This window comes from [Leptolyngbya] sp. PCC 7376 (assembly GCF_000316605.1).
GTDB lineage: Bacteria > Cyanobacteriota > Cyanobacteriia > Cyanobacteriales > MRBY01 > MRBY01.
The window spans coordinates 1,353,510-1,369,444 of record NC_019683.1; the positions used below are offsets into that span (position 1 = coordinate 1,353,510).

Consider the following 15,935-nt stretch of genomic DNA (forward strand, 5'->3'; position numbering starts at 1 on the left):
CAGTCTGCTCATTCATCCCTCAGGCGAATGAAATTAAGAGAGGTGACGTTTTGATATTGTTGTAGCAACGCCATAGCTCTACTGTTTAACTTAGAGAAATCTCAATGAAAAAATTAACGTTCATATTGTTCACATTGCTGATGCTTACAGCTTGCGGCGAGGCTGATCAGCAGGGACTCGAACGTAATGAAACTGCTACTCCAGAATCGTCCAACAGTTCAGAGTCGTTCCGTGCCGATGCTCCACCACCACCCAAGAAAAAAGGGACAGAGGAAATAAATTTCACAACCAATACTGTGAGCAATGGAACAGTTTCCTTCCGCATGGATGTCTGGGCGGACAACTGGTTCGCAGCGTATCTTGGCGAGACTTTGATTGTTGAAGACAGCGTTCCGATTACAACAGAGCGGTCTTTTAATGCTGAATCAGTGACTTTTAAAGCCGACTATCCACTAAATATCAATTTTATCTTGAGAGATTTCAAGGAAAATAATACAGGGCTAGAGTATATCGGAGAAAATAAGCAGCAGATGGGTGATGGTGGTTTCATCATGCAGCTTATAAAAACCAGCACAGGCGCTGTTGTTGCTGTCACCAATAGTTCGCTGAACTGTTTGGTTATTCACGAAGCACCCCTCGATAAATCTTGCGAAAATGAATCGAATCCTGTGGCCGGTACAGCGCCCTGTGATTTTGTAGAAACACCTGAGCCTGATAGGTGGATGTCGGCTAGCTATGATGACAGTGAATGGACGGCAACCACGGTTCATTCGGCGAGCGATGTTGATCCTAAACGAGGGTATGACCAAATTTTATGGGATGATTCGGCCGAATTTATTTGGGGGCCTGACCTTGAAACAGACAATACGTTACTTTGTCGCGTAACGATTCTGAGTCCATAGATTCTCAGTTTGTAAGATAGAAAAGTCGCTGTCCTATGATGCTATGTTCGCCGCGCTTCGAGCCGTTTGGGCTCTAATCTCTATCGCCATGTTGAGCAAAGGCAAGCCAGAGCTAGATTATCTCAATTGTCGGTTTCCCCTAGAGATTGAGGAATAAGATGATCCGCTGAATTGTTTTTTTTCGTTGGTGAATTGAGGGATAAATAAGCAGACTGTAAAACAATAGATATCCATGCATTCAGCTTTTTATGGATCTGTTACTGCAAGTATTCTCCCCTATTTGACCAACGCCAGATTTTTTGCTTACCTGAGTAACTCGCCACCCATTCCTTCTTCATTAACTATTCTCATAAATTCTGGATAAGGCAATTTGTGCCGTTGAAAAGCCTGTTTAGCACGACGAATTAAATCGGTTTTATAAACAAATTCATCCCGTGCATCCATCGGGTAACAGCGGAGCTTAAACTGTGTCCCCCAATAATGCTCCTCCATCACCACTACGATTGGGAGTTTGAGCTGAGTGTATTTACTGCTATAGGCAGCTTGGTAGAGGATGGATACAATTTTCTCGGCATCGGCATGGTGCGCAAAATAAAAACTTGTCGCCACCTGCGCTTCAAGCTGTCCGGTATTGGCATTAGAAATTGGCTCTGTCCAAGTGGTGTTGTGGGGAATAGTCACAACATTATCGTCGGGCGTTTGGATTTTGATACCCCGTAAACCATAGCCCACCACTTCGCCATAATGGTCGGCAATTTGGATGCGATCGCCCATCCGATAGGGGGCTTCAAATAACGCGAGCAAACCCGCAATCACAGAGCTCGCATAATCCTTAAACGCGAAACCGAGGGCAACGGCAATGGTTCCAGTGAGGGCAAGGAGATTTGCTTCGGATAAATTTAGAAAAAGATTGAGCAGATAGGATAGCGTGACAATGAGGATGGATGCTTTCCAAAAGGGCAGTGCTTGTTTAATGGTTAGCCGAAACCGCCGGGGTACTCGCTCTGATAACCATTCCGTCGCCACCTGAATCATCCAGAAACTACCGTAGGCGATCGCCACTGTAGTTGCAGCTTGTGCCACTTTGCCGAAGGTGATATCCGTGAGGAGATTGTCAGATAAAGGCTGCTCAACTTCACTCGTTTGCGCTAAAAACACAAGTTGATTCAGCAAGGATAAACTCGACATTTTAGTCATCCCCCACAAAGAAATTGTTATTGCTCAATTCCATTTTGAGCTTGGCGTAATGGGTTGCCTCCACCCGTAAACCTCCATTAGCCCGTTCGAGTAAACCCTTTCGCAATAATGCTTGAATGGCTGATTGGATTTGTCCTTCTTGTTGTCCCAAACTAAAGGCCAGATGAGCACGAGTCATGTGCCCGTGGATCAGGAGCGAGTGCAATAAATATCGATCATTGCCACTGAGTGTGGGCAAATTCGGTAAAGTGGGACGCACTTCGAGTAGATTCAGTTCTTCTTTCTGGTCGGTATCTTGCCCCAGCAATTTCAAATCTCGTAAATCCTCTGTCTCCTCAATAATCTCTGCCTCGATCCGTAAGCTTTGCAACCATAAGCTTTTCGCAACGCTGCTTACCCCTAAAGATTTACGAGCGAGAACATCCCAATATTCAGGGCGATCGCCCTCCTCCTCTTCAGATACTTTTTCTTTCTCCGGCGTGGCAATAATTGTCTTGACAACTGGATCTAGCCAATCTTTGAGCATCTCACCATCCAGTTCAGGTAAAGCTTTCACCTCACTGAAATAGGCACTCACTTGGCACACAAAATCCAAAAAATTCCAAGCCCAATGGTTGCAGCCCATTACCCAAAAACAATTGCGATGGTGAATGGCGATATCCCGCAGATATTCAATGCTTTCCCAGCCACCGATACAGCGCAGAAAACATTGTTCTAAACAAGGGACTAAGATTAGCGTTTTGCGATTGTCAAGAGAATTTGGTTCAGGTTGTTGATCTGTGTCTTTTGTCTCAGGCGGTTCAATCTGAGCGTAGGGCATTAATGCACCTTCGACCTTTCGTTTTAGTTGCCATGGATCCAACGGACGTTCAACACAACGCAGGGGCGTAATAATCGAGGCGGGTGGATCAACCCATTGCCGCAGACTGTCATTCAAAATGTTGGCGATCGGTTCGACGGGATTCCCCAATAAAACTAAGCTATTGGGCGCATCAAGATTTTGTTGCCAGGCCTCGATGGCGGCGCTAATTTCAGTTTTGACAGTCTCTTGGTAGGGCGTTGGACTGGGTAAGGCTTGTAATTTTTTTGCGATTTGATTTTCGAGGACATCCGGCAGCATCACGAGCCCATCATTTGCTTCAGCGACGGTCGTATCTTTCTGAAAGCGTGACTGGAGATATTGTTTGAGGGATTGAGCTGCGGAATGCATAGTAAACGCCTAGAGATAGTCGTGCCCTCTGTCTACCATACGGCGATCGCCCACTCCTCACGCTTTATGTCATAGATATTTGCAACTTGGAGCGGGTTTTGAAACTAACTCAACTATTGCCGTATGAGCAATAACCCGATGCCCATTAACGCAAGCATTACTCCGCCGAGCGATCGCCAAGTCACTTTTTCGCGGAGATAGAGACTGATACCGACGGCAAATAGAGGTGATGTGCCTAAGAGTGTTGCGGCAATACCGACAGGTGCAAATTGAAAGGCTGTTTGATGTAACCATAGACCTACAAATGATCCACCAAATGACGCGCTAGCAATACCTTGCCATTGCCGTGCGGATAGCAAATTAAACGTCATTGACCCTTTGTAAATCAGCCAAATACCAAGAATGATTGTGCCCAGCGCCATCCGAAAAGTACTGCTCCATAGGGGACTAATATCGCCGTTATCAAGCATTTCTCGCACAAAAATTGCCCCGAGACCTTGAGAACTTGTGGAAATTAAACCCCATATAATTCCTCGCCATAAATGTGGCGATCGCCCTGCTGCTGCCCTCTCACTAATGACCCAAACAATGCCGAGCAATGTTAATGGGATGCCCATCAAGCCATAGGCAGATAGAGATTCATTGAGAAATATCCAGGCGAAAAATGCGCCAAATAGAGGCGTGAGCGTTTGGAGTAATAACGCTTTGCGGACACCGACATCCTGGAATGACAGAAAGAGAGCTGTATCGCCTATCGTAATCCCAAGGATTGCGCTCAGACTCAGGTACCACCATTGCAAAGAACTGAGCTGTGGCAAAGTTGGCTCTAGGATTAGAAGACTCACCACAAAAAACGGCAAACTAAAAAAGCCGCGATAGAAACTAATCAAAGTCGCAGAGGCTTTTGTTTTGGCAATGATTTTGTCGTAAACAATCGACGAAACGGACCAGATAAATGCTGCAGTAAGGGCTGAAATTTCCCCGACCATAATGACCCCAACGAAATCGCAAGGTTAGATTGTGGCATATTTCCCACAGCAGGGCGATCGCCGACGGCTCGTTATCTAATCATCTACAACTTTCAATTCGATTAGAGTCACCATTGCACCCTGCGGATCGCGGATAGTTGTGAATCGACCCACATCCAACACAATCGGCTCCATCAAAGGCGCACCACCCAACTCTGTCACCGTGGCGATCGCCGTATCGAGATTTTCGACATTAAAATAAGTCGCCCAAGTAGCAGGAATTGTGCGAGGCAACTCCGTCTTACTCATATCAAAAAAGCCGCAATTCATATGGCCATCAACTTTTGCGGTCACATAATGGGGAGGCTTCTCGTCCATCTCGATTTCCCAGCCGAATACCTCTTCATAAAAATCTGTTGCTGTTGGCCCATCCCAAGTTTGCAGCTCGGCCCAAGAGAAAGTATTCGGCTCATTGACTACACCAGCACCAATGTGTTCCTTTGCTTGCCATAGGTTAACCACAGCCCCGGTGGGATCTTGCACCACTGCCATTCGTCCCGCCGACATCACATCAAAAGGAGGCGCCAAAACCTTGCCACCTTTTGCCTCCCAAGTCACTACCGTTTCATCCAAATCCGGCGTATTAATATAGCTCTGCCAATGGGGAGGAATGCCCTGCTCTTTTTTATCTTCTGGTAACCCAAAGATTGCGGTTACATCCCGGCCATTTTTCTGGGCGATCGCATAGTAGTCACCATTCGGCATAGGTCGGTGGTCAAATTCCCAACCAAAAAGTTTGCCATAAAATTCTTCCGCAGCAGCTGGGTCTGCCGTCATCAAATCAACCCAATTAAAAATGCCGCGAGCGTAACTTTCTCGAATCCCCATAGCCTGACTCCGTCGTATTTGATTTATTGAGTGAGCGCAATAAGTTTTGCCTCACAATCCTAAAAGTCAATTTTTGTTTTGAGTGATAAATGTTGTCCTTATTTACAAGGTTAAAGAAAGGTTGTTAATACACCTCAAATCTTAAAAAAAAGATTAAGCGCCCTACATCGGAAAATTCGATATTTTCATAGCCTACTTTAGTGTCTAGCTTGTGAATTCTTTACTCTATAGATATTTGAGAGCTGGAGATTCTGATGCTAACACCTTTGAAATCAGAAGAAAAGGTGATTTCATCGAACCTAGGTAAAACCAGAAAAATAGATTGTTTAAAATATTTATCGAAGCTTTTTAGTGTAAAAAATGGAGAGCCGAAAAAATAGATTCGGTTTTCAACACCAATCCAAAATATATTTCAAAATGATGGGGAGAACCCAACAATAAATGTGAGGTTATTTCACTGCTTTTACTAATAATTAATTGCCATAATGAAACCGTGAACAAAAACGATTCTCTCTGGAGGTCAACCAATGTCTTTAGTACGCTTTTCTCCTTTCTCTGAACTTGAAACTGTACACACTCAAATGAACCGTATCCTCGATGAACTTGCTGGGTGGCAAGGTGATGGAAAAGTAGCTTGGCGTCCTTCGGTAGAGCTACTTGATGGCGATACTGAGCTAACTCTAAAGGCGTCACTGCCTGGCCTAGAAAAAGATGGTATTGACATCAGCCTGACTCGCGAAAGTGTTCGTATCAGCGGCGAATATAACTATCACAAAGAAGACCATGACAAAGGGGTCTACCATTCTGAGTTCAGCTACGGTAAGTTTGATCGCTCTATTGTTCTACCCGTTGCCATCGACCATGAAAATGCGTCTGCGACGTTTGCTGATGGGATCTTGACACTTACTTTGCCTAAAGTTGTCCCAACTTCCAAAAAAGTGGTGAAGCTCAATCTTGGTGAAGGTACAGTGTCTGCTGAAGCACCAGCCATTGCAGACAGCGAAAATGAGAGCGACGTCAATAGCTAATTTATTGACATCGGGAAGGGTGGCGATCGCCGCAAATCCTAGCCTAAAAAAACGAAAAAACTCGAGACAATCTCGGTCTCCTGCATGCTAATGTGGGGGATTTTTTTTGTTACTTTTCTTTTTAAGGAATTAGTAAAGACGGCACTTATTCGGCTTGTTTTATAAAGATTCTGTGATCAATTACTTGGTCTTAGCTTTATAAAAAAATGCTTTCTAAGTGATTTCAATGAACATCTCAGAAAATACTTTTTTTCTTTCAAAGATCATTGTAAAAAAGAAATGCCAGCATCTCAGTTACATCATCCAGGGAATAGTCAGTTATGTTTGCTCCTACTTTTCGGAAGAACAAGACACAGCGGTCCATTTTTTCACCAGAGCGCTCTCTTGGTTGGCGTCGTCGTCAAGAGCAAACATCTGCCCAGCAATTTACCGATATGCAGATTGGCTTCCCGAAGACTGCTGGAAGAGTTGTTCCTGTTGAAGAAGAGGAGCTTCCAGATGAAGTCGCTGAAGCAATCCGCGATATCTTGAATTTCTTCGTGAAACTGAGTAAGACTAGCTCCATTTCATCTCTGCTAGAAAATTTTGAGCTTTTCTTTATTGACCATGACCCCAATAGCATTCCTCAAAATCTGAATCATTCTATTTACCAGTTATTGGTTTATAACTGCACCTCAGATTTTATTTATCTACTCAATCGTTGCTCCTTTTTGATTGTTAATAGCTGTCTAAAACAAAAGAAAACGAAGCACATTGAAAAATTAATTGATTTATTTCAAAATCCTTCTACTCTCCCCTCGAATGCGTCTTTAGCAACTCGCAAGTTTCGGGATTGGGTCGATAGTTATAAGAGTAGTCGCCAGTACAAAATTCTGGAATTGTTCTCGCCTGCGGCTAAGGTCGGAAATAAAACATGGCATGACCGTTATATTCGGTTGACGCTTCTCGCTCAAACGTTTGATGTGGAGACACCCATTGAGCAGCGACAGGCTTGTCAATTCCTCTACCAATTTCTGAAAAATCGCTACAAATTCCAGCTGGTGATGTACTTGACGAAGGGTTGTGATGAAGCACCAGCAAAGGCGAAGGTTTCTAATCCAACCTTGATTCATCCTTCTACGCTGAAACTAATTCAAAAAATTGTGGTGAAGCGCGGTCAAGGTTATCCGCAGATGGCGGAAGAGTTTATGGAGCAGCATGAGCAGGGTATTTATGCTGATTTCAAAAAAGCATTGGTTGAGCATCTGTTGACTTCGATTGGAGGCGATCGCCGCCTGAAGTGGTTGCCGAAAAAAATGGAGCAGCATCTCGATACGATTTATCCTGAGAAAAGTTCTGTAACGGTTGGCCATCACTTGATCACGAAAACCTGCGATGAAACTATTTGTTACCTGCTGAATCCTGAAAGCTTTGTAGATCCGACTCATCCTTTCACTTTGATGATGATCCAACGGGAATTTTTATCGTTGAGTATTATCTTGCTGAAACTGGTGCTTATTTCACCTCGTAGTTATGGTCAGTTGATTCAGTCTTTAAATGATTTGATGCAGCATTATCGCCATAAGTCCCAAGATGAATGTGAGTGGTTAACAGGTCTTTTAGAGACGGTGCAAGTGATTTTGACGCTCGGTGTGAATGAAGCTCAATATTATTCTTTTGCGAATGCTGCCTAGAGAGTTGATTTAATTTAGTCAACTACCCAAAAGCTCAAAAAATAGCGGACAATGGAAAGGTTATTCTGATGTAATTTCATCTATTTATCCGATCCCTGTTATGAGTGAGAATCAAAACCGACGTAGCCGTGTTGTAACCGAAGGCCATCAGCGGAGTCCGAACCGGGCAATGCTCCGTGCTGTGGGCTTTGGGGATGATGATTTTAAGAAGCCTATTGTGGGCCTCGCTAACGGCTATAGCACCATTACACCCTGCAATATGGGTATTAATGATTTGGCGTTGCGGGCGGAGTCTGCGCTGCGTGATGCTGGCGCGATGCCCCAAATGTTCGGGACGATCACGATTAGTGACGGGATTTCGATGGGTACTGAAGGGATGAAATATTCTCTCGTCTCCCGTGATGTAATTGCGGATTCCATCGAGACGGCCTGTAACGGCCAAAGTATGGATGCAGTCCTCGCGATCGGTGGTTGCGATAAGAATATGCCTGGTGCGGTTTTGGCGATCGCCCGGATGAATATCCCTGCAATTTTTGTTTATGGTGGCACCATTAAGCCGGGTCACCTCGACGGCGAAGATTTGACGGTTGTCAGTTCCTTTGAGGCTGTTGGTCAGTTTAGTGCTGGCAAGATTTCTGAAGAGAAATTAATGGCGATCGAGAAGAATGCTTGTCCTGGCGCGGGTTCCTGTGGCGGTATGTTCACGGCGAATACGATGTCCTCTGCATTTGAGGCGATGGGCATCAGTTTGCCTTACTCTTCCACTATGGCGGCGGAAGATGAGGAGAAAGCTATCAGCACTGAAGAGTCTGCAAAAGCTTTGGTGAATGCGGTTAAGAACCAAATTTTGCCGATGGACATTCTCACTCGCAAGGCGTTTGAAAATGCGATTTCCGTCATCATGGCTGTTGGTGGCTCCACAAACTCTGTTCTTCATTTGTTGGCGATCGCCAATACCATCGGCGTAGAACTCACCCTCGATGACTTCGAAGAAATTCGTCAGCGTGTCCCAGTATTCTGTGACCTCAAGCCTTCTGGGAAATACGTCACCACAAACCTCCACAAAGCAGGTGGTATTCCCCAAGTGATGAAGATGCTCTTGGATCAAGGCTTACTCCATGGCGACTGCATGACTATCACTGGCAAAACTGTTGCAGAAAACCTTGCAGACATTCCTAGTGAACCTCCTGCGGATCAAGATGTCATCCGCAAGTTCGACAATCCCCTTTATAAAGTTGGTCACCTGGCGATTCTCAAAGGTAATCTGGCTCAAGAAGGCTCTGTCGCGAAAATCAGTGGCGTTAAAAAGCCTGCAATCACTGGCCCCGCCCGCGTATTCGAATCTGAAGAAGAATGTCTCGATGCAATCCTCGCTGGCAAAATTAGTGCAGGCGATGTGATTATCGTTCGCTATGAAGGCCCCAAAGGTGGCCCCGGAATGCGTGAAATGTTGGCTCCCACCTCCGCAATTATTGGTGCAGGTCTCGGCGATTCCGTTGGTTTGATTACTGATGGCCGTTTCTCTGGCGGCACCTATGGTCTTGTGGTTGGACACGTTGCACCGGAAGCCTATGTTGGCGGCAATATTGGTCTCGTGAAAGAAGGCGACAGCATCACCATCGATGCCAACCAACTTCTCCTACAAATCAACGTATCCGATGAAGAGTTAGCAAAACGCCGTGAAGCATGGACTCCTCGTCCTCCTCGTTACAAGCGTGGTGTTCTCGGTAAGTATGCAAAGATCGTTTCTTCCAGCAGTAAAGGTGCTGTGACAGATATCGATCTATTCTAAGTGAATTTACTAATTGAACGCTTGGACTTTTAGTCGTAATAATAGAAGTCTAAGCTTTTAATTAGGTCTATAAATATGACTTTTATGATTTCAGAATATATTTTCAAGAATGAAGTTGATGGACATTTAAGTCATCAAGAATATCTCAATTCTCCAGGAGATGCATTTTGTAAATTTTGTTGTGAATCAGCAGATACAATCGAATTTTGTAAACAGTATTTTCCAAGTAAGAATAATAGTAATCAACCAGCTCGAGAATCTCTGCCGAAAATACAGAACCTCTTAAATGCAATGATTGCATTACTAATGGGACACTTTGAAACATATCAAAAGTATTTATTTGCTGGCTGTTTTGAGAGGAGTATCTTGTTCGAAGAATTCGATGCCTCAATTTTTTTTAAGGATATTGGTTTTAAGAAAGATGTAAATATTAAAAGTAATCATCTACTTGCATATAGAGGCGATAGTTTATCTGTAGGTATTTTATTAGCTGATAATTTAACTGACTGGCATAATCCTGTATCCGTTAACTCTTACTTTAATGCTTTTGGTTTAAAAGTACAGGTATTTACAAATCACGAGATAGAACTTCTCAGGAATTTATGGCAAATCAGACATTCCATTGTTCATACTGCCGCAACAATAACGAAAGCGGATGCTCAGAAAAAACAATGCAAGCAACTTAATGATTATGCTGGGAAAAATATAGTTTTTAAAGCTAGTACAATGTTTGAGCTTAAAAAAAATCTTCTAACACTAGTGAATGGTGTGAACAAAAGATTAGAAGATGCCTTTCTAGAAAAGATTTCTCCTGATGCTAGTGATCAAGATAAAAATGAATTTAAACAGTTTTTTCAGTGCGGAACTTCAGTTGATTTGAGATAGTGCTCAAGAATGAAAAAATTCAATGTTAAACTAGAGTTCTCTTTGAGAGTGACATGAGCTATGACAGCTTTAACCTCACCGCAGATATCACTACAAGACTTTCTAGTATGTCCTGAAACTAAACCTGTTAGTGAATATATCAATGGCAAAATTATTCAAAAGCCAATACCCAAAGGAAAACATAGCCGTCTGCAACTAAAGCTATGTAATCGCATTAATGCTGTTACCGAAGATAGTCAGATTGCCTATGCTCTTCCAGAATTGCGCTGTAGTTTTGGCGATCGCTCCATTGTTCCGGATGTTGCTGTATTTGATTGGTCGCGTATTCCCTTTGAAGCAGATGGCGAAGTGCCGGATAATTTTCTGCTTTATCCCGACTGGACAATCGAAATTCTCTCACCAGAGCAAAGTCCCAATCGAGTCACTGGAAATATTTTGTACTGTTTAGAACATGGCTGTCAGTTGGGATGGCTTATCGATCCGGGTGATCGCTCAATCCTTATTTTTCAACCCAATCAACAACCTCAACTTTTGAGGGAAAATAATCAACTCATTGTTTTACCTAATATTTCTCTGAAACTTACTGTCAATGAAGTTTTTTGCTGGCTGAAGATGATGCCATAAATGGATCGATACATGGAGATAAAAAAGTGGCGATCGCCTCATTAGCTTTTGACGCATAATTGAATCATCAGAGCTTTGCCTCCATTACAAAACAAAGGTTGTGATGAATATGCCAACAGCAGTTCAGACCTATTACTCGCCCGAAGAATATTTAGAATTAGAACTTAATTCTGAAGAGCGACATGAATATATCGATGGAGAAATAATTCCCATGACTGGCGCAATGCCAAACCACAACCGTATTGTGGGAAATTTCTATGCAACTTTGAACTTTGCTTTAAAACGAAAGCCTTTCGATTCGTTTGTGAATGATCAAAGGCTATGGATCCCAGCAAAAAATATTTATACCTATCCCGACATCATGGTCGTCAAGGGGGATTTGGTTTTTCAGATGGGACGCAAAGATACCATCACAAATCCGATCATGATTGTAGAAGTCCTTTCCAAATCAACTGAGTCTTATGATCGTGGCGCTAAGTTTCAAGCCTATCGCTCCATTCCTACTTTCCAAGAGTATGTTTTGATTGAACAATATTCGATGCAGGTAGAGCGGTATTACAAAACTGATAACGACGAATGGTTGTTTACGGCTTATGAGACAGCCGAAGATTTACTAGTGCTGAAAACTGTACCCTGTGAAATTTTGCTCGAAGATCTCTATGAAAAAGTTGATTTCACAGAAGACTGATAACGACTAATGTTTGTTGAGGGGTAGGGAAAGGTGATCGCCCAAAAACTCGCTATATTCTGAAATTAACCTTTTCAATCTGGGCATAATAAACATGCCTCCCGTTTGTTGAAAGCTATGAACCTTCAGGCTCTTAGAGAGATTTCTGATCCTAACTTGCGCAATACTATCCATGGTTATGCCCAGGCCCTGGAGCAATTTAGTGCATTAGCGAAGGAGCCATCTATACATAATATTTTTCAGCTATTGTTGCGGCGTGATGCGGTGGATCGGAGTTTACATCAAACCACAAAAATTTCCTTAGCAGAGCAATCAACTTGTCTTGCCTTTATTAATCATCTCGATAATCGTCTCAAACAACAGGCCGATAACATTACTGAGAATGGCAAATTAGAAGAATGTCGCCAAAGCCGGAGACCCTCAGAAACGGATTGGTGGTGGTGGTTAGAGCCATATATTTCAGAAGCGACGATTCATAAATATGACCGCTTTGATTGGGTGTGGAATGTTGGCAGTTGTCTATGTTTGATTATTGCGACGTCGTTTCTCACCGCAACCATCCAAGCATTTTCGATTGTGGGTGGGTTTGATATTTTGCAACTATTTAGCACCCTGTCCCAAGCAACGGGATTGGTGTTGATTGCTGGCGGAACACTCACCGATAAAGGTCACCGCATTGTGAAACAAACTCTGCGGCGGTTTAATATCCCGAGTTATTTCCATGCGGAGGTGATTTTGGGTGGAGCAGTTCTGATGCTCATCATCTCGTTCGCGGTGAATCAATCTTTGCCAATTTTCGCGCAGCACTATTATCGGCAAGGGTTAGCGGCACAGGAGAACGGTAATCTATATGTCGCGATTCAGCATTATAAAGAGGCGATCGCCTTTAATTCTGGTAGTACAGCTCCGCATACTCGTCTGGCGCAGGTCTACCAAAATCTCGAACGGTTTGCAGAGGCAGAGAAAGAATATAAAGATGGCGTCCTAAAAGGCGATGTGGAATCCATCAATGGCCTTGGCACATTGATTTTGGCGGTATTGGCAGAGGGCGATGAAGCGTCTGAACAGGGATTATTTAGTGAGCTGCTGGATGCGGAAGTTTTATTTCGGATTGGTCTCAATAAAGTGGATCCCAACAATAAACAGTTGGAATCCCAGCTTCACACCAACCTCGGGATTACGCTCCTAAAACGAGCCGTTGCCGAGCGTGATCCAGAAAAAACGCAGGATGAACTAATTTTGGACTCTGACGCTGACCATGAAATCCTATTTGCCGATGCCCGCCACCATCTCACCAAAGCCATTGATCTAGAGAAAAACTTGATTGCAACTCAAGCAGAAAGCTTTCCCGGTCAAGGCATGGCATTTTGTTTTTTAGCTGCATTAGACGTAGCGGAAGGGCGGCCTAACGAAGGCGCACAATCGTGGCAATATTGTCAGGAAAGTGCCTATCCAGCCTCCATTGAGCAATATGAGGATGTGATGCGCCTGGGTGGTAAAGGCGTCAATATGCACCTCAATACCGAGCATCTTTTGGAGAGTGGTTTTAAACCTGACCACCACGGCTCCCATTAATTTTGGGTTGAGTTAATCGAGGGTGCCACGGGTAACACCGAGCTGATTTTGGAGTTTGAGGGCTTTCCAAAGTTTTGCACCAGAAATCTCGCCAGCCAAGAGTTTTTGATATTGGTCAATGGTTTGCAACACTTGTTTGGGCGACTCATCCACAAATTCGAGGCGGAAATGACGCACTCCCAAATCAATAAAATGCTGCACATATTCAGCGCCGGTTTGGGCTGTGCCATTAAATACGGTATTACGACATTCCGCATCCGCAACTAAGACATGCTCTGCGCCGGTGCGATCCCGGAGTTTCACCTCATGTTTTTCGCAGGGGCGGCCACAATCGCGGAAATCTTTGCCTTCAGAGAGGAATGTACAAAATACGCAGTGCTCCATGTGGAACATTGGCATGTGCTGGTGAATGGTGATTTCAAACCATTCTGGTGGCGCATTTTTGAGGAGTGCGTCGAGCTGCTGCACATTCAGATCGTAGGATGCCGTGAGTCTTTCGAGGGGATAGTTGCGTTTGAAAAAGTTGGCGGTCAGGGGATTCGCAATATTCAACGAAAAGTCAGCGGTAAGGCGATCGCCTTCAAAGAATTTCAGATGATCATAGTTGCGAGCGAGATAACCATCGGCGTTGCTCTTACGAACTTTTTCAAGCACATAATTTTCGAGTGGTTTTGTAATGCGAGGCGGTGCAACCCAAATCTCCGGAGCATGGGCAGCTTGCTTGGTGATTTCTACCGCTTGGCGATAAATATTGGAATCTTCAAATTCGCAGTAGATGGTTGCAATGTCAGTTTTGAGCACTGCTTCCAGCTGATTCATATGCCGCACAAGGGCGATCGCCTGAGGTTTTTGAGCTTGGGAAGACTTAGCTTCTGGCAATAATTCCCGGTGGGATGCAGTCGCATGGAGTTGCCAACGTTTTGGTTTTGCACGCAATTCATCAAGCTGACTGACTAATTCCCGACGCACCCGATTAATTTCACTGACAGGCAACATCACTTCGCCTTGCAAGTGGTTGTGCAACTCTCCCAACTCAAATGGTGTGTTGCCTAATCGCCCAAATTGTTTTTGTAAAAATGCCGTGGTGAGGGGCTTTTTCTCTGCGGTTTCGAGTGCGATGTCAGAGTCAACTTGCACAACATTGCCCTGACCATCACAGGCGATCGCCGTCAGTTTTTCACCGACTAACCCATGAATTTCAAAATCTAACGGCCGATGATATTGAATCTTTTCTCCCGCAAAACTCTGACGCAATTTTTTGTCGAGCTCTGGATCGTTTGTTTTCCAGAGGCGATCGCCGACCCGCACCCGTCGCAACTCAATATCCCGTCTCCCAAACGTAATTAGTGTGTCGTGACCCTTACGATCCACTGCATAAACTCGCCCACCTTCCTCTCTGCCACCGGGTCTGCCCGCATCGAAAACAACACCATCACCCGCTTTTAGAGGCGCTTGCAATCGCACTAAAACTTGTTTGTCGCGCTTATCCCGAATTTGTGCCACTTCGCCGAGATAGACACCCCGCTTCTTACCAAATCTTGCGTGCACCAACGCCTGATTATCGATACCGTCTAGCCACCCGGTATACAGACCCCGCGAAAATGCCATCTCTAATTGATAGCGATCGCCCCTCTGCACTTCCTGCTCCAAACCGCGCGTAATATTATCAATCGCCTGTCGATAAACCTGCGTCACACTCGCCACATATTCTGGGGTTTTGAGACGGCCTTCAATTTTTAGAGAAACAACTCCCGACTTAATCAGCTCCGGTAAAATAGGCAATCCCGCTAAATCCTGCGGACTAAGTAAATAGCGGCGATCGCCTAGTTCCATTTCCTTGCCATCGACAATGAGGTCATAGGGCATCCGACAAGCCTGCGCACATTCGCCGCGATTCGCAGAACGTCCCCCCAGCGATTCACTCGTGAGACATTGCCCCGAATAGGCCACACATAATGCGCCATGGACAAAAACCTCTAACGGCATTTCAACATGGCGATCGCCCAATTGCTGCTGAATTTTATTGATTTCCTTGATGGAGGTTTCCCGTGCAAGCACCACAAGATGGCAACCGACATCCTTTGCAAACTCGACGCCAACACTGCTCGCGACCGTCATCTGCGTAGAGCCATGAATCGGAAAATCAGGCGACAAATGCCGAATCAGTTTGCACAATCCCACATCCTGTACGATCGCCGCATCGACCCCCGCCGCAATAATTGATCGCAGATAATTTTCCACATCCGCTAATTCCGATGTGAAAACCAGCGTATTTAAAGTGACATAACCCTTTATGCCACGCCGATGCAGAAATGCCATTAACTCCGGCAAATCTGCTTCCGTAAAATTGTGGGCGCGCATCCTAGCATTAAAGCGATCTAAACCAAAGTAAATCGCATCTGCACCATTCTCCACTGCTGCCTTCGCACATTCCCATGTTCCCGCTGGTGCCAGCAATTCAGGATTTTTAGACATCATTGGCCAATAAAAAAAGATACTGATATT

The 15,935-nt window shown here is 44.5% G+C and carries 13 protein-coding genes; 8 read left to right on the forward strand and 5 right to left on the reverse strand.

Translation table 11 applies throughout. From position 1 onward, the window contains the following. Nucleotides 1–140 precede the first annotated feature (140 nt). The gene (locus LEPTO7376_RS06125; protein ID WP_015133343.1) at nucleotides 141–902 is read left to right on the forward strand and encodes a hypothetical protein; all 762 of its coding nucleotides are present in this window, start codon (nucleotides 141–143) and stop codon (nucleotides 900–902) included. 303 nt (nucleotides 903–1,205) lie between these two features. Here LEPTO7376_RS06125 and LEPTO7376_RS06130 read toward each other — a convergent pair whose 3' ends face one another. From LEPTO7376_RS06130 to LEPTO7376_RS06145, 4 genes are all read right to left on the reverse strand, one after another. Then, nucleotides 1,206–2,090, reverse strand: a complete 885-nt coding sequence (locus tag LEPTO7376_RS06130; protein WP_015133344.1) for a mechanosensitive ion channel family protein — start codon at nucleotides 2,088–2,090, stop codon at nucleotides 1,206–1,208. Nucleotide 2,091: 1 nt separating this feature from the next. Then, nucleotides 2,092–3,309, reverse strand: coding sequence for a helix-turn-helix domain-containing protein (locus LEPTO7376_RS06135; protein ID WP_015133345.1), 1,218 nt, complete (start codon nucleotides 3,307–3,309; stop codon nucleotides 2,092–2,094). 113 nt (nucleotides 3,310–3,422) lie between these two features. Continuing rightward, nucleotides 3,423–4,298 carry a DMT family transporter gene (locus LEPTO7376_RS06140; RefSeq protein ID WP_015133346.1) on the reverse strand — a complete coding sequence of 292 codons (876 nt, stop codon included), beginning with the start codon at nucleotides 4,296–4,298 and terminating at the stop codon, nucleotides 3,423–3,425. Between the two features lie 75 nt (nucleotides 4,299–4,373). Next, nucleotides 4,374–5,165 carry a VOC family protein gene (locus LEPTO7376_RS06145; protein WP_015133347.1) on the reverse strand — a complete coding sequence of 264 codons (792 nt, stop codon included), beginning with the start codon at nucleotides 5,163–5,165 and terminating at the stop codon, nucleotides 4,374–4,376. 527 nt (nucleotides 5,166–5,692) lie between these two features. On the opposite strand from LEPTO7376_RS06145, the gene LEPTO7376_RS06150 reads away from it, so the two are divergent. From LEPTO7376_RS06150 to LEPTO7376_RS06180, 7 genes are all read left to right on the forward strand, one after another. After that, entirely contained in the window at nucleotides 5,693–6,193 is a 501-nt protein-coding gene (locus LEPTO7376_RS06150) for an Hsp20/alpha crystallin family protein (RefSeq protein WP_015133348.1), read from the forward strand. Nucleotides 6,194–6,513: 320 nt separating this feature from the next. After that, on the forward strand, nucleotides 6,514–7,866 hold the full coding sequence (locus LEPTO7376_RS06155) for a hypothetical protein (protein ID WP_015133349.1): 1,353 nt from the start codon (nucleotides 6,514–6,516) through the stop codon (nucleotides 7,864–7,866). A 100-nt stretch (nucleotides 7,867–7,966) separates the two neighbouring features. Continuing rightward, nucleotides 7,967–9,658 (forward strand): dihydroxy-acid dehydratase, encoded by a 1,692-nt coding sequence (ilvD, locus tag LEPTO7376_RS06160; RefSeq protein WP_015133350.1) that lies wholly within the window; start codon nucleotides 7,967–7,969, stop codon nucleotides 9,656–9,658. A 75-nt stretch (nucleotides 9,659–9,733) separates the two neighbouring features. Next, on the forward strand, nucleotides 9,734–10,543 hold the full coding sequence (locus LEPTO7376_RS06165; RefSeq protein WP_015133351.1) for a hypothetical protein: 810 nt from the start codon (nucleotides 9,734–9,736) through the stop codon (nucleotides 10,541–10,543). A gap of 60 nt (nucleotides 10,544–10,603) precedes the next feature. Continuing rightward, complete coding sequence (locus LEPTO7376_RS06170; RefSeq protein ID WP_015133352.1) at nucleotides 10,604–11,167, forward strand: Uma2 family endonuclease; 564 nt, start codon at nucleotides 10,604–10,606, stop codon at nucleotides 11,165–11,167. Between the two features lie 103 nt (nucleotides 11,168–11,270). Continuing rightward, nucleotides 11,271–11,855 carry a Uma2 family endonuclease gene (locus LEPTO7376_RS06175; RefSeq protein ID WP_015133353.1) on the forward strand — a complete coding sequence of 195 codons (585 nt, stop codon included), beginning with the start codon at nucleotides 11,271–11,273 and terminating at the stop codon, nucleotides 11,853–11,855. Nucleotides 11,856–11,972: 117 nt separating this feature from the next. Further along, entirely contained in the window at nucleotides 11,973–13,430 is a 1,458-nt protein-coding gene (locus tag LEPTO7376_RS06180) for a lipopolysaccharide assembly protein LapB (protein WP_015133354.1), read from the forward strand. Nucleotides 13,431–13,442: 12 nt separating this feature from the next. Here the strand turns inward: LEPTO7376_RS06180 and LEPTO7376_RS06185 are convergent, their stop codons facing one another. Continuing rightward, nucleotides 13,443–15,908 (reverse strand): U32 family peptidase, encoded by a 2,466-nt coding sequence (locus LEPTO7376_RS06185; protein ID WP_160148393.1) that lies wholly within the window; start codon nucleotides 15,906–15,908, stop codon nucleotides 13,443–13,445. Nucleotides 15,909–15,935: the final 27 nt, after the last annotated feature.